Source organism: Pseudomonas sp. SWRI99, from assembly GCF_014270125.1.
In the GTDB taxonomy this organism is placed as follows: Bacteria; Pseudomonadota; Gammaproteobacteria; order Pseudomonadales; family Pseudomonadaceae; genus Aquipseudomonas; species Aquipseudomonas hamedanensis.
On sequence record NZ_JABWQR010000030.1, the window covers coordinates 24148 to 42929 of the forward strand.

The 18782-nt window shown below is 56.6% G+C and carries 27 protein-coding genes; 25 read left to right on the forward strand and 2 right to left on the reverse strand.

Features of this window, described 5'->3' with window-relative positions:
- Window positions 1-3: 3 nt before the first annotated feature.
- The 23 genes from rpsC (at window position 4) to bfr (ending at window position 12587) form a co-directional block, all read left to right on the forward strand.
- Window positions 4-690 carry a 30S ribosomal protein S3 gene (rpsC, locus tag HU743_RS21850; protein ID WP_003176422.1) on the forward strand — a complete coding sequence of 229 codons (687 nt, stop codon included), beginning with the start codon at window positions 4-6 and terminating at the stop codon, window positions 688-690.
- 12 nt (window positions 691-702) lie between these two features.
- Complete coding sequence (gene rplP / locus HU743_RS21855; RefSeq protein WP_007896757.1) at window positions 703-1116, forward strand: 50S ribosomal protein L16; 414 nt, start codon at window positions 703-705, stop codon at window positions 1114-1116.
- Window positions 1116-1307, forward strand: a complete 192-nt coding sequence (rpmC, locus tag HU743_RS21860) for a 50S ribosomal protein L29 (RefSeq protein ID WP_002555481.1) — start codon at window positions 1116-1118, stop codon at window positions 1305-1307. The genes rplP and rpmC overlap by 1 nt, the downstream gene beginning before the upstream one ends.
- A 2-nt stretch (window positions 1308-1309) precedes the next feature.
- Window positions 1310-1576, forward strand: a complete 267-nt coding sequence (gene rpsQ / locus HU743_RS21865; protein ID WP_003194644.1) for a 30S ribosomal protein S17 — start codon at window positions 1310-1312, stop codon at window positions 1574-1576.
- A gap of 23 nt (window positions 1577-1599) precedes the next feature.
- Complete coding sequence (rplN, locus tag HU743_RS21870) at window positions 1600-1968, forward strand: 50S ribosomal protein L14 (protein WP_002555479.1); 369 nt, start codon at window positions 1600-1602, stop codon at window positions 1966-1968.
- 11 nt (window positions 1969-1979) lie between these two features.
- A complete protein-coding gene (gene rplX, locus HU743_RS21875) occupies window positions 1980-2294 on the forward strand; it encodes a 50S ribosomal protein L24 (RefSeq protein ID WP_186546713.1) in 315 nt (104 codons plus the stop codon).
- 20 nt (window positions 2295-2314) lie between these two features.
- Entirely contained in the window at window positions 2315-2854 is a 540-nt protein-coding gene (gene rplE, locus HU743_RS21880) for a 50S ribosomal protein L5 (RefSeq protein WP_003176415.1), read from the forward strand.
- 13 nt (window positions 2855-2867) lie between these two features.
- A complete protein-coding gene (rpsN, locus tag HU743_RS21885) occupies window positions 2868-3173 on the forward strand; it encodes a 30S ribosomal protein S14 (protein ID WP_126366851.1) in 306 nt (101 codons plus the stop codon).
- Window positions 3174-3381: 208 nt separating this feature from the next.
- Window positions 3382-3774 carry a 30S ribosomal protein S8 gene (gene rpsH / locus HU743_RS21890; RefSeq protein WP_186651183.1) on the forward strand — a complete coding sequence of 131 codons (393 nt, stop codon included), beginning with the start codon at window positions 3382-3384 and terminating at the stop codon, window positions 3772-3774.
- Window positions 3775-3786: 12 nt separating this feature from the next.
- Window positions 3787-4320: a 50S ribosomal protein L6 gene (gene rplF, locus HU743_RS21895; RefSeq protein ID WP_003176412.1), complete on the forward strand. Its 534-nt coding sequence runs from the start codon at window positions 3787-3789 to the stop codon at window positions 4318-4320.
- A gap of 10 nt (window positions 4321-4330) precedes the next feature.
- On the forward strand, window positions 4331-4681 hold the full coding sequence (gene rplR / locus HU743_RS21900; RefSeq protein ID WP_003186037.1) for a 50S ribosomal protein L18: 351 nt from the start codon (window positions 4331-4333) through the stop codon (window positions 4679-4681).
- A gap of 3 nt (window positions 4682-4684) precedes the next feature.
- Window positions 4685-5185, forward strand: a complete 501-nt coding sequence (gene rpsE, locus HU743_RS21905) for a 30S ribosomal protein S5 (RefSeq protein ID WP_064392263.1) — start codon at window positions 4685-4687, stop codon at window positions 5183-5185.
- A 2-nt stretch (window positions 5186-5187) separates the two neighbouring features.
- Window positions 5188-5364, forward strand: a complete 177-nt coding sequence (rpmD, locus tag HU743_RS21910) for a 50S ribosomal protein L30 (RefSeq protein WP_003176408.1) — start codon at window positions 5188-5190, stop codon at window positions 5362-5364.
- 3 nt (window positions 5365-5367) lie between these two features.
- Entirely contained in the window at window positions 5368-5805 is a 438-nt protein-coding gene (gene rplO, locus HU743_RS21915) for a 50S ribosomal protein L15 (RefSeq protein ID WP_003228720.1), read from the forward strand.
- Window positions 5806-7134: a preprotein translocase subunit SecY gene (secY, locus tag HU743_RS21920; RefSeq protein ID WP_016772945.1), complete on the forward strand. Its 1329-nt coding sequence runs from the start codon at window positions 5806-5808 to the stop codon at window positions 7132-7134. It abuts the gene before it with no gap.
- Window positions 7135-7161: 27 nt separating this feature from the next.
- Entirely contained in the window at window positions 7162-7278 is a 117-nt protein-coding gene (gene rpmJ / locus HU743_RS21925; protein ID WP_002555468.1) for a 50S ribosomal protein L36, read from the forward strand.
- Window positions 7279-7408: 130 nt separating this feature from the next.
- The gene (rpsM, locus tag HU743_RS21930) at window positions 7409-7765 is read left to right on the forward strand and encodes a 30S ribosomal protein S13 (RefSeq protein WP_009045849.1); all 357 of its coding nucleotides are present in this window, start codon (window positions 7409-7411) and stop codon (window positions 7763-7765) included.
- A 30-nt stretch (window positions 7766-7795) separates the two neighbouring features.
- A complete protein-coding gene (rpsK, locus tag HU743_RS21935) occupies window positions 7796-8185 on the forward strand; it encodes a 30S ribosomal protein S11 (RefSeq protein WP_002555466.1) in 390 nt (129 codons plus the stop codon).
- A gap of 18 nt (window positions 8186-8203) precedes the next feature.
- Window positions 8204-8824 carry a 30S ribosomal protein S4 gene (gene rpsD, locus HU743_RS21940; RefSeq protein WP_003176404.1) on the forward strand — a complete coding sequence of 207 codons (621 nt, stop codon included), beginning with the start codon at window positions 8204-8206 and terminating at the stop codon, window positions 8822-8824.
- Window positions 8825-8846: 22 nt separating this feature from the next.
- Window positions 8847-9848: a DNA-directed RNA polymerase subunit alpha gene (gene rpoA / locus HU743_RS21945; RefSeq protein WP_003186012.1), complete on the forward strand. Its 1002-nt coding sequence runs from the start codon at window positions 8847-8849 to the stop codon at window positions 9846-9848.
- Between the two features lie 42 nt (window positions 9849-9890).
- Window positions 9891-10277 (forward strand): 50S ribosomal protein L17, encoded by a 387-nt coding sequence (gene rplQ / locus HU743_RS21950; RefSeq protein WP_003176402.1) that lies wholly within the window; start codon window positions 9891-9893, stop codon window positions 10275-10277.
- Window positions 10278-10515: 238 nt separating this feature from the next.
- Window positions 10516-11970, forward strand: coding sequence for a catalase (locus HU743_RS21955; protein ID WP_186651185.1), 1455 nt, complete (start codon window positions 10516-10518; stop codon window positions 11968-11970).
- A gap of 149 nt (window positions 11971-12119) precedes the next feature.
- Complete coding sequence (gene bfr, locus HU743_RS21960; protein ID WP_042610653.1) at window positions 12120-12587, forward strand: bacterioferritin; 468 nt, start codon at window positions 12120-12122, stop codon at window positions 12585-12587.
- Between the two features lie 65 nt (window positions 12588-12652).
- Here the strand turns inward: bfr and uvrA are convergent, their stop codons facing one another.
- Window positions 12653-15487, reverse strand: a complete 2835-nt coding sequence (gene uvrA / locus HU743_RS21965) for an excinuclease ABC subunit UvrA (protein ID WP_186619553.1) — start codon at window positions 15485-15487, stop codon at window positions 12653-12655.
- Between the two features lie 191 nt (window positions 15488-15678).
- Between uvrA and HU743_RS21970 the strand changes: the two genes are divergently transcribed.
- Both HU743_RS21970 and HU743_RS21975 read left to right on the forward strand, forming a co-directional pair.
- Entirely contained in the window at window positions 15679-17076 is a 1398-nt protein-coding gene (locus HU743_RS21970; RefSeq protein ID WP_186546716.1) for an MFS transporter, read from the forward strand.
- A 9-nt stretch (window positions 17077-17085) separates the two neighbouring features.
- Window positions 17086-17604: a single-stranded DNA-binding protein gene (locus HU743_RS21975; RefSeq protein WP_186619552.1), complete on the forward strand. Its 519-nt coding sequence runs from the start codon at window positions 17086-17088 to the stop codon at window positions 17602-17604.
- A 163-nt stretch (window positions 17605-17767) separates the two neighbouring features.
- Here HU743_RS21975 and pip read toward each other — a convergent pair whose 3' ends face one another.
- Window positions 17768-18748 (reverse strand): prolyl aminopeptidase, encoded by a 981-nt coding sequence (gene pip / locus HU743_RS21980; protein ID WP_186546718.1) that lies wholly within the window; start codon window positions 18746-18748, stop codon window positions 17768-17770.
- Window positions 18749-18782 lie beyond the last annotated feature (34 nt).

Genomic DNA, 18782 nt, shown 5'->3' on the forward strand with positions numbered 1-18782 from the left:
GAGATGGGTCAGAAAGTACATCCCATTGGCATTCGCCTGGGAATCGTCAAGGAGCACACCTCCGTCTGGTACGCAGACGGTCGGACTTATGCGGACTACTTGTTCGCAGATCTGAAAGTGCGTGAGTATCTCCAAGACAAACTAAAAAGCGCGTCCGTAAGCCGTATCGATATCCATCGTCCGGCACAAACTGCACGTATCACCATCCACACCGCTCGTCCAGGTATCGTTATCGGGAAGAAAGGTGAAGATGTTGAGAAACTGCGTCAGGACCTGACCAAGCAAATGGGTGTGCCTGTGCACATCAATATCGAAGAGATCCGCAAGCCGGAGCTCGACGGTATGCTGGTTGCGCAGAGCGTAGCTCAGCAGCTGGAGCGTCGTGTAATGTTCCGTCGCGCTATGAAGCGCGCAGTACAGAACGCCATGCGCATTGGTGCCAAAGGCATCAAAATCCAAGTGAGCGGTCGTCTCGGCGGTGCTGAAATCGCACGTACTGAATGGTATCGCGAAGGTCGTGTGCCATTGCACACCCTGCGTGCCGACATCGACTATGCCAACTACGAAGCTCACACCACCTACGGTGTGATCGGTGTAAAGGTTTGGATCTTCAAAGGCGAAGTTATTGGTGGTCGCCAAGAAGAACTGAAACCACAAGCACCAGCGCCTCGTAAAAAAGCTGCTAAGTAAGGGGTACGCCAAATGTTGCAACCAAAGCGTACGAAGTTCCGCAAGCAGATGACCGGCCACAACCGTGGTCTGGCTCAGCGCGGTAGCAAAGTCAGCTTCGGCGAGTTCGCGCTGAAGTCTGTAGCTCGTGGTCGTCTCACCGCTCGTCAGATCGAGTCAGCGCGTCGTGCTCTGACCCGTCACGTAAAACGTGGCGGCAAGATCTGGATCCGTGTATTCCCGGACAAGCCGATCTCCAAAAAACCTCTCGAGGTTCGTATGGGTAAAGGTAAGGGTAGTGTGGAGTACTGGGTTGCCCAGATTCAGCCAGGCAAAGTCCTGTATGAAATCGAGGGTGTTTCTGAAGAGCTGGCGCGTGAGGCTTTTGCCCTGGCTGCTGCAAAGCTGCCGCTCGCCACCGCCTTTGTTAAACGGACGGTGATGTGATGAAAGCGAATGAACTTCGTGAAAAATCCGCACAGCAGCTGAACGAGCAACTGCTCGGCTTGCTGCGCGACCAGTTCAATCTGCGTATGCAGAAAGCAACTGGCCAGTTGGGGCAGTCTCATCTGCTCTCGCAAGTTAAGCGTGACATCGCTCGCGTGAAGACTGTGCTCAACCAGCAGGCAGGTAAGTGATCATGGCTGAAGCCGAAAAAACTGTCCGTACGCTGACTGGCCGTGTTGTCAGCGACAAGATGGACAAAACCATCACCGTATTGATCGAGCGTCGCGTAAAGCACCCGATCTACGGTAAATACGTTAAGCGTTCGACTAAGCTGCACGCGCACGACGAAACCAATCAGTGCCACATCGGCGACAAAGTCACTATTCGTGAAACTCGTCCTATGGCCAAGACCAAGTCTTGGGCGCTGGTTGATGTTCTCGAACGCGCTGTGGAAGTCTAAGGACTAGGGGTCGGAGAAATTATATGATTCAGACTCAATCCATGCTCGATGTGGCCGATAACAGCGGCGCTCGCCGCGTTATGTGCATCAAGGTGCTGGGTGGCTCCCATCGTCGTTACGCTGGTATCGGTGACATCATCAAAGTTACCGTGAAGGAAGCAATTCCTCGCGGTAAAGTGAAAAAAGGCCAAGTGATGACTGCTGTTGTAGTCCGCACTCGTCACGGCGTACGTCGTGCTGATGGCTCCATTATCCGCTTTGATGGCAACGCTGCTGTTCTTCTGAACAACAAGCAAGAGCCGATCGGCACCCGTATCTTTGGGCCAGTGACCCGTGAACTTCGTACCGAGAAGTTCATGAAGATCGTCTCGCTCGCCCCAGAAGTGCTGTAAGGAGATCCGACATGCAAAAGATTCGTCGTGACGACGAGATCATCGTGATCGCCGGCAAAGACAAAGGTAAGCGCGGTAAGGTGCTCAAGGTTCTTGCTAATAACCGTCTGGTTGTTGGTGGTCTGAACCTGGTCAAGCGTCATACCAAGCCTAACCCGATGTCGGGCGTGCAAGGCGGTATCGTCGAAAAAGAAGCTCCACTGGACGCTTCTAACGTCGCCATTTTCAACGGCGAAACCAACAAGGCTGACCGCGTTGGTTTCAAAGTAGAAGATGGCAAGAAAATTCGTGTCTTCAAGTCGACCCAAAAAGCGGTTGATGCTTGAACACTGCTAGGTAGAAGACCATGGCACGACTAAAAGAGATTTACTGGAAGGAAATCGCACCGAAGCTTAAGGAAGAACTTAAGCTTTCGAACGTGATGGAAGTTCCACGCGTTACAAAAATCACCCTGAACATGGGTCTGGGCGAAGCAGTCGGTGACAAAAAAGTCATTGAGCATGCTGTTGCTGACCTGGAAAAGATCACCGGCCAAAAAGTCGTTGTGACCTACGCTCGTAAATCCATCGCTGGCTTCAAAGTCCGCGAAGGGTGGCCGATCGGCGTCAAGGTGACTCTGCGCCGTGAGCGTATGTACGAGTTCCTGGATCGTCTGCTGTCGATCTCCCTGCCTCGGGTTCGCGACTTCCGCGGCCTGAATGCCAAGTCCTTCGATGGTCGTGGCAACTACAGCATGGGCGTGAAAGAGCAGATCATTTTCCCGGAAATCGACTACGACAAGATCGATGCTCTCCGCGGTCTGGACATTACCCTGACCACCACTGCCAAGAACGATGATGAAGGCCGCGCTCTGCTGCGTGCTTTCAAATTCCCGTTCCGCAACTGATTGGAGTAGGAAAATGGCTAAGATGAGCATGAAGAACCGTGAGCTGAAGCGTCAGCTCACTGTTGCCAAGTACGCCACCAAGCGTGCAGCGCTGAAAGCTATCATCGTCGATCTGAACGCAAGTCCAGAAGCGCGTTGGGAAGCTACCGTAGCTCTGCAGAAGCAACCACGTGACGCAAGCGCTTCGCGCATGCGTAACCGTTGCCGCCTGACTGGTCGTCCGCACGGCGTTTACCGCAAGTTCGGCCTCGGCCGTAACAAGCTGCGTGAAGCTGCAATGCGTGGTGACGTTCCAGGTCTGGTTAAAGCCAGCTGGTAATCGCTGTCAAAGTCTCGGTGTTCGGGTTTGCAAGAACCTGACCACCGGTGACCTTGAATCTGAATCAAGCCCCTTTTGGGGCTTGATTCATTTCTGGGGTGTGTCTAGAATGACCGGCTCGCCTGAGCCCGTGTTTTTCTGCCCGGAAGTTCTCGGCGACAAGTAGTAGCCGCAAGGCTAATTTTTCTGTATTAGGAGCGTCTAGCCCATGAGTATGCAGGACCCGTTAGCGGACATGCTAACTCGAATCCGTAATGCCCAGATGGCTGAAAAGTCTGTCGTAAGCATGCCGTCTTCCACGTTGAAGGCTGCTGTAGCAAAAGTCCTGAAGGACGAAGGTTACATCGCGGATTTTCAGATCACCACCGACGCCAAGCCGTCGTTGTCCATCTCGCTGAAGTACTTCGAAGGCCGTCCGGTTATCGAAGAAGTGAAGCGCGTTAGTCGTCCAGGCCTGCGTCAGTACAAGTCCGTTGAAGAACTGCCGAAAGTTCGTGGCGGTCTTGGCGTGTCTATCGTCTCCACCAACAAAGGTGTGATGACGGATCGTGCTGCGCGCGCTGCCGGTGTCGGCGGCGAAGTTCTTTGCACTGTGTTCTAAGGGGGGATAAGCATGTCTCGCGTCGCTAAGAACCCCGTTAAGCTGCCAGCCGGTGTCGAAGTCAAATTCGCAGGCCAACAGCTTTCGGTGAAGGGTGCCAAGGGTACTCTTGAACTGAACATCCATTCGTCCGTTGAGATCGTTGAAGAAGCTGGTGAGCTGCGTTTCGCTGCTCGCAATGGCGATCAACAAACTCGCGCAATGGCCGGTACCACGCGTGCGTTGGTAAACAACATGGTCCAGGGCGTAAGCCAAGGCTTCGAGCGCAAGCTCCAGCTGGTCGGTGTTGGTTACAAAGCGCAAGCAAAAGGCACGGTTCTGAACCTTGCCCTTGGCTTCTCGCACCCAGTGGATTACGAACTGCCGGAAGGCATCACCGCTGAGACTCCTAGCCAGACCGATATCCTGATCAAGGGCATCGACAAGCAGCTGGTAGGTCAAGTGGCCGCTGAGATCCGCGACTTCCGTCCACCAGAGCCGTACAAAGGCAAAGGTGTGCGCTACGCGGACGAAGTCGTCCGTCGTAAAGAAGCCAAGAAGAAGTAGGGCATAGCAAATGACCGACAAAAAAGTTACTCGACTGCGTCGCGCTCGCAAAGCACGCCTGAAAATGCACGAACTCGAAGTCGTGCGTCTCTGCGTGTTCCGCTCGTCGCAGCACATCTACGCCCAGGTCATCTCGGCCGACGGCAACAAAGTCCTGGCAAGTGCCTCGACTTTGGATAAAGAACTGCGTGATGGTGCCACTGGCAACATCGACGCGGCCACAAAGGTTGGCCAGCTGGTCGCTACGCGTGCTAAGGCCGCTGGCGTCTCGCAAGTGGCTTTCGACCGCTCTGGCTTCAAGTACCACGGCCGCGTTAAAGCGCTGGCTGATGCTGCTCGTGAAGCTGGGCTGGAGTTCTAAGTTATGTCAAATAACGACCAAAAGCGCGACGAAGGCTACATCGAGAAGCTGGTTCAAGTTAACCGCGTAGCCAAAACCGTTAAAGGCGGCCGTATCTTCACTTTCACCGCGTTGACCGTGGTAGGTGATGGTAAAGGGCGTGTTGGCTTCGGCCGTGGCAAGTCACGTGAGGTGCCTGCTGCGATCCAGAAGGCAATGGAAGCTGCTCGCCGCAACATGATTCAAGTTGACCTGAACGGCACCACTCTGCAGTACGCAATGAAGTCCGGTCACGGCGCTTCGAAGGTGTACATGCAGCCTGCTTCTGAAGGTACCGGTATCATCGCTGGCGGCGCTATGCGTGCTGTCCTCGAAGTTGCTGGTGTGCAGAACGTTCTGGCCAAGTGCTATGGCTCGACTAACCCGGTAAACGTGGTTCACGCCACTTTCAAGGGTCTGAAGGCTATGCAATCTCCTGAGTCCATCGCTGCCAAGCGTGGTCTGACTGTCAAGGAGATCTTCTGATCATGGCTACCGTTAAAGTAACGCTGATCAAAAGCATGACCGGCCGCATCCCTAACCACAAACTGTGCGTTAAGGGTCTGGGTCTGCGTCGCATCGGTCACACTGTAGAAGTCCAGGATACTCCCGAGAATCGCGGGATGATCAACAAGGCTTACTACATGCTGCGTGTCGAGGGTTAATCGATGAAACTCAATGATCTGAGTCCAGCGCCGGGTTCCCGTCGCGAAAAGCATCGTCCGGGCCGTGGTATCGGTAGTGGTTTGGGCAAGACCGGTGGCCGTGGCCACAAAGGTCAGACCTCCCGCTCCGGTGGCACCATCGCTCCAGGCTTTGAAGGCGGTCAACAGCCGCTGCATCGTCGCCTGCCTAAGTTCGGTTTCGTTTCCCTGAAGGCCATGGACCGCGCAGAAGTGCGTCTGTCCGAGCTGGCTAAAGTGGAAGGCGACATCGTTACTGTGCAGTCCCTGAAAGATGCCAACGTGATCAACGTCAACGTACAGCGTGTGAAAATCATGCTGTCCGGTGAAGTGACTCGCGCTGTCACTATCGGCAAGGGAATCGGCGCCACCAAAGGTGCGCGTGCGGCTATCGAAGCAGCTGGCGGCAAGTTCGAGGAATAAATGGCTAAGCAAGGTGCTCTCTCTGCGCTCGGCAAAGGCGGTATGTCTGAACTCTGGGCTCGTCTGCGTTTTCTGTTCCTGGCGATTATCGTCTACCGAATAGGCGCACACATCCCGGTTCCAGGTATCAACCCGGACCGTCTCGCGGACCTGTTTCGACAGAATGAGGGGACCATTCTTAGCTTGTTCAACATGTTTTCCGGCGGCGCGCTGGAACGGATGAGCATCTTTGCACTGGGGATCATGCCGTATATTTCGGCATCGATCATCATGCAACTGATGACCGCCGTCAGCCCGCAGCTGGAGCAGTTGAAGAAGGAAGGTGAAGCTGGCCGTCGCAAGATCAGCCAGTACACCCGCTACCTCACCGTCGCTCTCGCTCTAGTCCAGGCCATTGGCATGTCCATTGGTCTGGCGGGGCAGGGCGTGGCGTTCACTGGTGACTTTGGCTTCCATTTCGTCGCGGTAACCACATTTGTGGCTGGTGCGATGTTCATGATGTGGCTGGGTGAGCAGATTACTGAGCGTGGTGTTGGCAACGGTATCTCGATGTTGATTTTTTCGGGTATCGTCGCCGGTCTTCCGAGAGCAATCGGGCAGTCTTTCGAGTCTGCGCGTCAGGGTGATATCAACATCTTCGCCTTGGTTGCCATCGGTTTGCTGGCAGTAGCGATTATCGGTTTCGTGGTGTTCATTGAGCGTGGTCAGCGTCGTATTGCTGTTCACTACGCCAAGCGTCAGCAGGGCCGTAAGGTCTTCGCTGCGCAGACTAGCCACTTGCCGCTGAAGGTGAACATGGCCGGTGTTATTCCGGCTATTTTCGCGAGCAGCATTTTGCTGTTCCCGGCTTCGTTGGGTGCCTGGTTCGGTCAGTCTGAAGGTATGGGCTGGTTGCAGGACATCTCGCAGTCGATCGCTCCTGGTCAGCCGTTGAATATTCTGCTGTTTAGTGCAGGGATTATTTTCTTCTGCTTCTTCTATACGGCGTTGATGTTCAATCCGAAAGACGTAGCGGAAAACCTGAAGAAGTCCGGTGCCTTTATTCCGGGCATTCGTCCAGGTGAGCAGTCTGCGCGCTACATTGATGGCGTTCTGACTCGCTTGACCCTGTTCGGTGCTCTTTACATGACGGCCGTGTGCTTGCTTCCCCAGTTCTTGGTGGTTGCAGCCAACGTACCGTTCTACCTTGGCGGGACCTCGTTGCTGATCGTGGTCGTGGTTGTGATGGACTTCATGTCCCAAGTACAATCGCACCTCGTTTCGCACCAGTACGAATCCCTGATGAAGAAAGCCAACCTGAAGGGTTACGGCAGCGGCATGTTGCGCTGAGTACCCATAAGGTTCGAGGAGTTGGTGATGAAAGTTCGTGCATCGGTGAAAAAGCTGTGCCGTAACTGCAAGATTATTCGCCGCGAAGGTGTTGTTCGAGTAATTTGCAGCGCGGAACCGCGTCACAAACAGCGCCAAGGCTGAGTGTGATTGTGCTTCAAGCCCGGTAGCTAGTGCGCTACCGGGTTGATTATTTGTTATTACAGCGATATTATCTCGCGCCCTATTTCTTGGCTTCCGGGGCGTAGGTAGCTGTCAATTGGAGTCCCACTGAATGGCCCGTATTGCAGGCGTTAACATTCCAGATAACAAGCATACTGTTATCTCGCTGACCTACATCTATGGTGTTGGTCGCACTACTGCACAGAAAATCTGTGCGGAAACTGGGGTAAACCCAGCAGCAAAGATCAAAGATCTGAGCGACGAGCAAATTGAACAGCTGCGTGGCGAAGTGGCGAAGTTCACCACTGAAGGTGACCTGCGTCGCGAAATCAACATGAAAATCAAGCGCTTGATGGACCTCGGTTGCTATCGCGGTCTGCGTCATCGTCGCGGTCTTCCAGTGCGCGGTCAGCGTACCAAGACCAACGCGCGTACCCGTAAAGGTCCGCGTAAGCCGATCCGCAAGTAATCGCCCCAGCGAATCGACAGGAATTTAATCATGGCAAAACCTGCTGCTCGTCCTCGTAAAAAAGTTAAAAAGACAGTGGTTGATGGCATCGCCCACATCCATGCATCTTTTAACAACACCATCGTGACCATCACCGACCGTCAAGGTAACGCTCTTTCCTGGGCTACCTCCGGTGGTTCGGGTTTCCGCGGTTCCCGCAAGTCCACCCCGTTTGCTGCTCAAGTAGCTGCTGAACGTGCTGGTCAAGCTGCGCTGGAATACGGCCTGAAAAACCTCGACGTCAACGTCAAAGGTCCAGGTCCAGGTCGTGAATCCGCAGTCCGCGCTTTGAACGGCTGTGGCTACAAGATCGCCAGCATCACCGACGTGACGCCAATCCCGCACAACGGGTGCCGTCCGCCGAAGAAGCGCCGCGTGTAATCCAGGAGATTGTAAAGAATGGCTCGTTACATTGGTCCAAAATGCAAACTCGCTCGTCGCGAAGGCACCGATCTCTTCCTGAAGAGCGGCGTGCGCGCGATCGAATCGAAGTGCAACATTGAAGCAGCACCTGGTATCCACGGCCAACGCCGCGGCCGCCAGTCCGACTACGGCACCCAACTGCGTGAAAAGCAGAAGGTCCGTCGTATCTACGGCGTTCTCGAGCGTCAGTTCAGCGGCTACTACAAAGAAGCTGCTGGCAAAAAAGGTGCAACCGGTGAAAACCTGCTGCAACTGCTCGAATGCCGTCTGGACAACGTTGTATACCGTATGGGCTTTGGTTCGACTCGTGCCGAATCCCGTCAGCTGGTATCGCACAAGTCGATCAGCGTCAACGGTCAGACCGTAAACGTTCCGTCGTATCAGGTTCGTGCTGGTGACGTGGTTGCAGTTCGCGAGAAAGCAAAAAACCAACTTCGCATTGTCCAAGCTCTCGATCTGTGTGCCCAACGTGGCCGCGTAGAATGGGTAGAAGTAGACACTGAGAAGAAGTCGGGCGTTTTCAAGAACGTTCCTGCTCGCAGTGATCTGTCCGCCGACATCAACGAAAGCCTGATTGTCGAGCTCTACTCCAAGTAAGGGCTAGAAAATAGGTGCATCCATGCAGATTTCGGTAAATGAGTTCCTGACACCCCGCCACATTGATGTGCAGGTTGTCAGTCCAACCCGCGCCAAGATCACTCTCGAGCCTCTCGAGCGTGGTTTTGGCCACACCCTGGGCAACGCGCTGCGACGCATCCTGTTGTCCTCAATGCCCGGCTGCGCAGTAGTCGAGGCCGAGATTGACGGTGTGCTCCACGAGTACAGCGCCATCGAAGGTGTACAGGAAGACGTAATTGAAATCCTGTTGAACCTTAAAGGTCTGGCCATCAAGCTGCACGGTCGTGACGAAGTTACGCTGACCTTGTCGAAGAAGGGTTCGGGGGTGGTTACCGCTGCCGATATTCAGCTGGATCATGATGTCGAGATCGTTAATCCCGATCACGTAATCGCTAACCTGGCGTCTAACGGCGCCCTGAACATGAAGCTCACCGTAGCTCGTGGTCGTGGTTATGAACCAGCCGACTCGCGTCAGAGCGATGAAGACGAAAGCCGCAGCATCGGTCGCTTGCAGCTTGATTCTTCGTTCAGCCCGGTTCGCCGTATCGCGTACGTGGTGGAAAACGCCCGTGTCGAGCAGCGTACCAACCTGGACAAGCTGGTTATTGATCTGGAAACCAACGGTACTCTGGATCCTGAAGAGGCTATTCGCCGCGCTGCAACCATCCTGCAACAGCAGTTGGCTGCGTTCGTCGACCTCAAGGGTGACAGTGAGCCAGTGGTTGTCGAGCAGGAAGACGAGATCGATCCGATCCTGCTTCGCCCGGTTGACGATCTGGAACTGACTGTACGTTCGGCTAACTGCCTTAAGGCGGAAAACATCTACTACATCGGCGACCTGATTCAGCGTACCGAAGTAGAGCTGTTGAAGACTCCGAACCTGGGCAAGAAATCCTTGACTGAAATCAAGGACGTTCTGGCCTCCCGCGGTCTGTCCCTCGGCATGCGCCTCGACAACTGGCCGCCTGCAAGTCTTAAGAAGGACGACAAGGCGACTGCCTGATCGTCGTAATCACCGAACGTAGTGTTTGGTAAGGAATGAACCATGCGTCATCGTAAAAGTGGTCGTCACCTGAGCCGCACCAGCTCGCACCGCAAGGCCATGTTCCAAAACATGGCGGTGTCGCTGTTCGAGCACGAGCTGATCAAAACTACTCTGCCAAAAGCCAAAGAACTGCGCCGCGTTGCCGAGCCGCTGATCACTCTGGCCAAGACAGACAGCCTGGCTAACCGCCGTCTGGCTTTCGACCGTACTCGCTCGAAAGCTATCGTTGGTAAGCTCTTCAACGACCTGGGCAAGCGTTATGCTACCCGTGAGGGTGGCTACCTGCGCATCCTCAAGTGCGGTTTCCGCGCTGGCGACAACGCGCCTATGGCGTACGTCGAGTTGGTTGATCGTGCTACTGCTGGCGAAGCTGTATCCGCCGAGTAAGACGTCAGTCTGAAACGAAGAACCGGGCCTAGTGCCCGGTTTTTTGTGTCTGTAGGAAATGCGCGGTTCGTACAAGCTTCTGTCATTGTTCTGGCGTCACTATGTGCCGGGAAGCTTAATTAGAAATTATCTATCGATGTCCGCAAGTTAATGAATTTGTGGCCGTCGCGCTGATGATCGATACTCCCCCAAAGCCGATTAGCCGGCAGTTTCAAGACTGACAGAGGAAGAAGACCGCATGAGCCAGATCAAAACGCTTACGACCGCCAGTGGCGCACCTGTCGCTGATAACCAGAATTCTCGCTCCGCCGGCCCACGTGGCCCGCTGCTGCTCGACGACTTCCATCTGATCGAGAAGCTTGCCCACTTCAACCGTGAAAACATTCCCGAGCGTCGTGTCCACGCCAAGGGCTCGGGCGCTTATGGCACGTTCACCGTGACCCGTGACATCACCGAATACACCAGCGCCAAGTTGTTCGAAGCGGTAGGCAAGCAAACGCCGACCTTTCTGCGCTTCTCTACTGTGGGCGGCGAGCGCGGCTCGGCGGACACTGAGCGCGACCCACGCGGTTTTGCGCTGAAGTTCTACACCGAAGAAGGCAACTGGGACATCGTTGGCAACAACACTCCGGTGTTCTTCATCCGTGATCCGTTGAAGTTTCCTGACTTTATCCACACGCAAAAGCGCTTGCCGCAAAGCAACCTGAAAAGTGCGCAGATGATGTGGGATTTCTGGTCGCATTCGCCCGAAGCGCTGCACCAGGTCACGATTCTGTTCTCGGATCGCGGCATTCCGGACGGCTACCGCCACATGCACGGCTTTGGCAGTCACACCTACAGCCTGATCAACGCCCGAGGCGAGCGCCACTGGGTGAAATGGCACTACAAGACCAAACAGGGCATCAAGAACCTCGCACCGGCAGACGCTGCACGTCTGGCAGGCACTGATCCGGATTACGCCCAGCGTGACCTGTTCGAGGCGATCGAGCGTGGCGATTTCCCGAAATGGCGCGTCTGCATTCAGATCATGACCGAAGCCCAGGCCGCGGCTCATTACGAAAACCCGTTCGACGTCACCAAGACCTGGTCGCAGAAAGAGTTTCCGCTGATCGAAGTGGGTGAGCTTGAGCTCAATCGCAATCCGCTGAACTACTTTGCAGAAGTCGAGCAAGCCGCGTTCGGCCCAAGCAACATGGTGCCCGGCGTGGGCCTTTCGCCGGACCGGATGCTGCAAGGGCGTGTATTCGCCTACGCCGATGCCCACCGCTATCGTGTCGGTACCAATCACCAGCAGTTGCCGGTGAACGCCCCGCGCAGCCCGGTAAACACGTACCAGCGTGACGGTTCGATGGCCTTCGGCAGCAATGGCGGCGCAGCGCCGAACTACGAGCCGAACAGCTACATCGAGGCACCCAAACAAGCGCCGCATTACGCCGAGCCTGCACTGGCTTTGAGCGGTGCCGCTGATCGCTACGACCACCGCGAAGACACCGATTACTACAGCCATGCCGGCGCGTTGTTCCGCCTGATGAGCGACGAGCAGAAGGCCTTGTTGGTCAGCAACATCGCCGGTGCGATGACAGGCGTTTCAAGCGACGTTGTCGACCGTCAGTTGCAGCATTTCTACAAGGCCGACCCGGCGTATGGAGAAGCAATCGCAACGCTGCTCAACGTACAGCTTAACGAAGTCTAAACGAGAAGCAGAACCGCCCTCATTTGGGCGGTTTTTGCGTTATTTAGCCCTGTTTTCTCAGAAAATCTTCGCTTTTATTGCGCCAGGCGAGTGACCTTCCGGTCAGCTTGGTTCAAACTACAGACTTTCAAGTAGGGAGATGTAGGGCGATGCAAGGCCACCCAGACGTAATCGATTACCTCAACACGTTGCTGACCGGCGAACTGGCCGCGCGTGATCAATATTTCGTTCATTCGCGGATGTATGAGGACTGGGGGTTCACCAAGCTCTACGAGCGAATCAACCACGAAATGGAAGAAGAAGCCGGTCACGCGGATGCGTTGATGCGCCGGATTCTGATGCTCGAAGGCACACCGCGCATGCGTCCGGATGATCTGGATGTCGGCACTACTGTGCCAGAGATGCTCGAAGCCGACCTGCGCCTCGAATACAAAGTCCGCGCGGCGCTGTGCAAAGGCATCGAACTCTGCGAGCAGCACCAAGACTACGTCAGCCGCGAGATCCTGCGGGTCCAGCTCAACGATACCGAAGAAGACCATACCTACTGGCTGGAAAAGCAGTTGGGTCTGATCAAATTGATCGGTCTTGAGAACTATCTGCAATCCCACGCGTCCTGATTGCAACGGCTACAAAAAAGCCCCTGTCACGGTTGAAGTGACAGGGGCTTTTTCATGCCCGGCGTTTAAGCGCGGTCGCGGATCAGTAGTGGCTTGAGGTAGTGGCCAGTATGAGATTGCTTCATCTCGGCCACTTCCTCCGGCGTACCGGTTGCGATGATCTGACCGCCCTTGGAACCGCCTTCAGGACCGAGGTCCACCAGCCAGTCAGCGGTCTTGATCACGTCGAGGTTATGTTCGATCACCACCACGGTGTTGCCGTGGTCGCGCAGGCGATGCAGGACGTCGAGCAATTGCTGGATGTCCGCGAAGTGCAGGCCGGTGGTCGGCTCGTCGAGGATGTACAGGGTCTTGCCGGTGTCACGCTTGGACAGCTCGCGCGACAGCTTGACCCGCTGCGCCTCACCGCCTGACAAAGTCGTCGCCGACTGCCCGAGCTTGATGTACGACAGGCCGACATCCATCAACGTTTGCAGCTTGCGCGCCAGCGCCGGCACCGCGTCGAAAAACTCCCGGGCTTCCTCGATGGTCATTTCGAGGGTTTCGTGGATGCTCTTGCCCTTGTATTTAATCTCAAGGGTTTCGCGGTTGTAGCGCTTGCTCTTGCACACATCGCAGGGCACGTAGATGTCTGGCAGAAAGTGCATTTCCACCTTGATCAAGCCGTCGCCCTGGCACGCCTCACAGCGCCCGCCCTTGACGTTGAACGAGAAACGCCCTGGGCCGTAGCCACGGGAGCGCGATTCGGGAACGCCAGCGAACAGTTCGCGGATGGGTGTGAACAGTCCGGTATAAGTCGCCGGGTTGGAGCGTGGAGTACGACCGATCGGGCTCTGGTCGATATCGACGACCTTGTCCAGATGCTCCAGGCCCTTGATGCTGTCATGAGCCGCAGCTTCCAGCGTGGTCGCGCCATTGAGTGCCGTGGCGCTGAGCGGGAACAGCGTATTGTTGATCAGCGTCGATTTGCCCGAGCCGGATACGCCGGTGACGCAAGTCAGCAGACCAATCGGGATTTCCAGGTCGACGTTGCGCAGGTTGTTGCCGCGTGCGCCCTTGAGCGACAGCGTCAGCTTCTTGTTGCGCGGCGTGCGCTTGGCGGGCACTTCGATCTTGACCCGGCCCGACAGATATTTACCGGTCAGGGAGTCCGGGTGGGCCATGACTTCGGCTGGTGTGCCTTCGGCGACAATCTGGCCGCCGTGCACACCGGCGCCCGGGCCGATATCCACGACATAGTCGGCCAGACGGATCGCGTCTTCGTCATGCTCGACCACGATCACGGTGTTGCCGATGTCACGCAGATGCTTGAGCGTGCCCAGCAGACGGTCGTTGTCCCGCTGGTGCAAACCAATCGACGGTTCGTCGAGGATGTACAAGACCCCGACGAGACCGGCACCGATCTGGCTGGCCAGACGAATCCGCTGCGCCTCGCCACCAGACAGCGTGTCGGCGCTGCGATCCAGCGACAGGTAATCCAGGCCCACGTTGACGAGGAACTGCAAGCGCTCGCGGATCTCCTTGAGAATCTTGTCGGCAATCTCGCCGCGTCGCCCGGTCATCTTCAGCGCGCCGAAGTATTCGCAGGCATCGCCGATGGGCAGATTGGTCACCGCCGGCAGGGTTTTCTCGCCCACCCACACATGCCGTGCTTCGCGACGCAGACGGGTGCCGCGGCAATCCGGGCAGGCCTGATGGCTGAGGAACTTGGCCAGCTCTTCACGCACGCTCGCCGATTCGGTTTCGCGGTAGCGGCGTTCCAGATTCGGCACGATGCCTTCGAACGGGTGCGAGCGCTTGACGATATCGCCACGGTCGTTCAGGTATTTGAAATTGACGTTCTGCGAACCGCTGCCGTGCAGAATGAATTTCTGCTGGTCGGCCGGCAGTTCGTTGAAGGGCTTCTCCAGGCTGAAACCGTAATGCGAAGCCAACGAGCCGAGCATCTGGAAGTAATAGACGTTACGCCTGTCCCAGCCACGAATCGCGCCCTCGGCGAGGGTCAGGTCGCCGTTGACCAGTCGCTTGATATCAAAGAACTGTTTAACGCCCAGGCCATCGCAGGTCGGGCAGGCACCGGCCGGGTTGTTGAAGGAAAACAGCTTGGGTTCCAGCTCGCTGATCGCATGGCCACAGATCGGGCAGGCGAAGCGCGCGGAGAAGATCATTTCCTCGCCCGGCTCGTCGTCCATCGGCGCGACCAGGGCAATGCCGTCGGCCAGCTTCAGCGCGGTTTCGAATGACTCCGCGAGGCGCTGCTGCAGATCGGCGCGGACCTTGAAGCGGTCGACGATCACATCGATCGAATGCTTCTTCTGTTTATCCAGCTTCGGCAACTCGTCGAGCTCGCAGATCCGTCCATTGACCCGGGCGCGAACGAAGCCTTGCGCACGCAGCTCTTCGAAGACCGAGAGGTGTTCGCCCTTGCGCTCGCGGATCACCGGGGCCAGCAGCATCAGCTTGCTGCCTTCGGGCTGGGCCAGTACCAGATCGACCATTTGGCTGACGGTCTGCGCTTCCAGCGGGATATCGTGATCCGGGCAGCGTGGCGTACCGACGCGTGCATAGAGCAGGCGCAGGTAGTCGTAGATTTCGGTGATGGTGCCGACCGTGGACCGCGGGTTATGCGAGGTCGACTTCTGTTCGATGGAGATCGCCGGCGACAGGCCTTCGATGGTGTCGACGTCGGGTTTTTCCATCATCGACAGGAACTGGCGGGCGTAGGCCGACAGCGATTCGACATAGCGACGCTGACCTTCGGCATACAGCGTGTCGAACGCCAGGGACGACTTGCCGGATCCGGACAGGCCGGTGATGACGATCAGTTTGTCCCGTGGCAGGGTCAGGTCGATGTTCTTCAGGTTGTGGGTACGGGCCCCACGTATCAGGATCTTGTCCAAAGTGGCCTCGCTTGGCGGGCGTCGAAAACGTAGGAGTATACGGCCAAATACTGGATGGATGCACACTATCAAACAGCGGGTTTTTTGCACTGGATGAAGAGAGTTTCATCTATACGCGTCATAGCGTCGCGATCTACCCCGTCTTTCGATGGGACTGGTAGAATCGCCGCCGGTTCACACGAGGTTTTTCCATGCACGATCCCCACAGCGAACGCATGAGTGGCAGCGAGACCCGCGCGGCGAGCGGTCTGGCTCTGGTGTTCGCGTTCCGTATGCTTGGCATGTTCATGGTGTTGCCGGTGCTGGCGACTTATGGCATGGACCTGGCGGGAGCGACCCCGGCCCTGATCGGGTTGGCGATTGGCGCTTACGGCCTGACCCAGGCCATTTTCCAGATTCCGTTCGGGGTCATTTCCGATCGCATCGGCCGTCGGCCGGTGATTTACCTGGGGCTGATCGTGTTCGCTCTGGGCAGTGTGCTCGCGTCTCAAGCCGATTCGATCTGGGGCGTGATCGCCGGTCGGATCCTGCAAGGTGCCGGAGCGATTTCCGCGGCGGTCATGGCGCTCCTCTCAGACCTGACCCGCGAGCAGCATCGCACCAAAGCCATGGCCATGATCGGCATGACCATTGGCCTTTCGTTCGCCGTGGCCATGGTGGTCGGCCCCTTGTTGACGAGCGCGTTCGGGCTGTCCGGATTGTTCCTCGCCACCGGTGGGATGGCGCTGGTTGGCATCCTGATCATCATGTTCATGGTGCCGCGCTCCACCGGGCCATTGCAGCATCGTGAGTCCGGCGTGGCGCGACAGGCACTGATGCCGACGCTCAAGCACCCCGACCTGCTGCGGCTCGATCTGGGGATCTTTGTGTTACATGCGATGTTGATGTCGAGCTTCGTCGCCTTGCCCCTGGCGCTGGTGGAAAAAGCCGGTTTGCCCAAGGAACAGCACTGGTGGGTCTATCTCACCGCACTGCTGATTTCTTTCTTCGCGATGATCCCGTTCATCATCTATGGCGAGAAGAAACGCAAAATGAAACGAGTTTTGCTCGGCGCCGTCATGACGCTGATGCTGACTGAGCTATTCTTCTGGCAGTTCGGCGACAGCTTGCGGGCTCTGGTGATCGGTACGGTGGTGTTCTTCACTGCGTTCAATCTGCTGGAAGCTTCATTGCCGTCGCTGATCAGCAAGGTTTCACCGGCAGGTGGCAAGGGCACGGCCATGGGCGTGTATTCCACCAGCCAGTTCCTCGGTTCGGCACTTGGCGGGATACTCGGCGGCTGGTTGTTCCAGCACGGCGGTCTGTCGGTTGTGTTCCTCGGATGCGCCGCGCTGGCTGCACTTTGGCTGGCCTTTGCTGTTACCATGCGCGAACCTCCCTACGTGACGAGCCTGCGCTTGCCGTTGTCGCCCGAAGCGATCCGCGAAGCGGGTCTGGTCGAGCGCCTCAAGGCCCTGGTAGGGGTAACAGATGCAGTGATAGTCGCTGACGAAGCGGCTGTTTACATCAAACTGGACAAAGAATTAGTGGATCGCACCACCCTCGAACGCCTGGTGAACAACCCGGCCGGAGCTGCGTGCGACGCTTAGGAGAACGTTATGGCCCGTGGGGTTAACAAAGTCATATTGGTCGGCACTTGCGGCCAGGATCCCGAAGTTCGCTACCTGCCGAACGGTAACGCCGTGACCAACCTGAGTCTGGCCACCAGCGAACAATGGACCGACAAGCAAACCGGTCAGAAGGTCGAGAAGACCGAATGGCATCGTGTGTCGATGTTCGGCAAGGTCGCCGAGATCGCCGGCGAATACCTGCGCAAGGGTTCGCAGGTTTACATCGAAGGCAAGCTGCAGACCCGCGAGTGGGAAAAAGACGGTATCAAGCGTTACACCACCGAAATCGTGGTCGACATGCAAGGCACCATGCAATTGCTCGGCGGTCGTCCACAACAGGGCGAGCAGCAAGGCGGTGGCAATAACTACCAGCAGCAGGCGCCACGTCAGCAGGCACCACGCCCGCAACAGTCGGCTCCACAGCAGCGTTCGGCGCCGGCCCCTCAGCAGGCTGCGGCGCAACCGGCTCCGGATTTCGACAGCTTTGATGACGATATTCCGTTCTGATCCGCAGCTTTCAGAACCGTAGACATAAGAAGCGAAGCCATTCATTTGGCTTCGCTTTTTTATTGGCTTGCAGATACGTCCGCGTGTACGGCAGGTGACTGCACTCTGGAAATGTGATGTCGAGGACGAAGTCTTCGGCCAGCTCGGTTGCCATGCCTTCGCTTCAGCAGAACTTCCCCGATTCCTTGAACTGTTCGGTCGCCTCGATCAACGCACTGACAATCCCCGGCTCCGATGGCGAATGTCCGGCGTCGTTGATGATCTTCAGCACCGAGTCTGGCCAAGCCTTGTGCAAACGAAAAGCTGAATTGGGCGTGGCGATCATGTCGTGCCCACCCTGGATAATTTTGCACGGAAGATGTTTGATTGCCTCAAGGTTGTTTATCAGTTGGTCTTCCTCAAGAAACAGACGGTTTTTGAAGTACCAGACATCAAGACGTCCCAGACCGGTACTGGTTTGTTCATCGGCGGCCTGGTCTTCGACGCCGTCGGGATCGTGGCGCAACAATGAGCAACTGGCCGAGTAGCGGACCCAGCCGCGAATGGCTTCGCCGCTCAATTTCTCGTCGTCGCCTGTCATCCGCTCGAGATATGCCTGTAGCAAATCTTGCCGCTCTTCCTCGGGGATGAAGTTCACGAAATCCTCATGGGCACGCGGAAAAAACCGACGCATGCCGTGGATGAACCAGTCGATCTCGTCTTCGGTGCCAAGGAACACGCCGCGCAAGATGAAACCCAGGCAGCGCTGCGGATGGGTCTCGCCGTAGGCCAGCGCGAGGGTAGTGCCCCATGAGCCTCCGGTTATCAGCCAGTTTTCGATGTTCAGATGTTCGCGCAGTTTTTCCAGATCGTCGACCAGCGCCTGCGTCGTGTTGTTTCGCAGCTCGCCCAGGGGCGTCGAACGAAGGGCGCCGCGTTGATCGAACAGCACGATGCGGTAGTAATCCGGATCCCAGAACTGACGCTTGCCCGGCGGAGCCCCTTCGCCGGGGCCACCGTGCAAGTACACGACGGGAACACCGTCAGGGTTGCCGCTTTCTTCCCAATAGAGGGTATGGATTTCATCGACTTCCAGCGTACCGCTGCGTCGCGGTTCTTCGATTGCAGGGAACAGGCTGTAGGTGACTTCACGAGGGGCTTGCATGTTTCATCCTCACGAATCGCAACGGCGGGGTGCC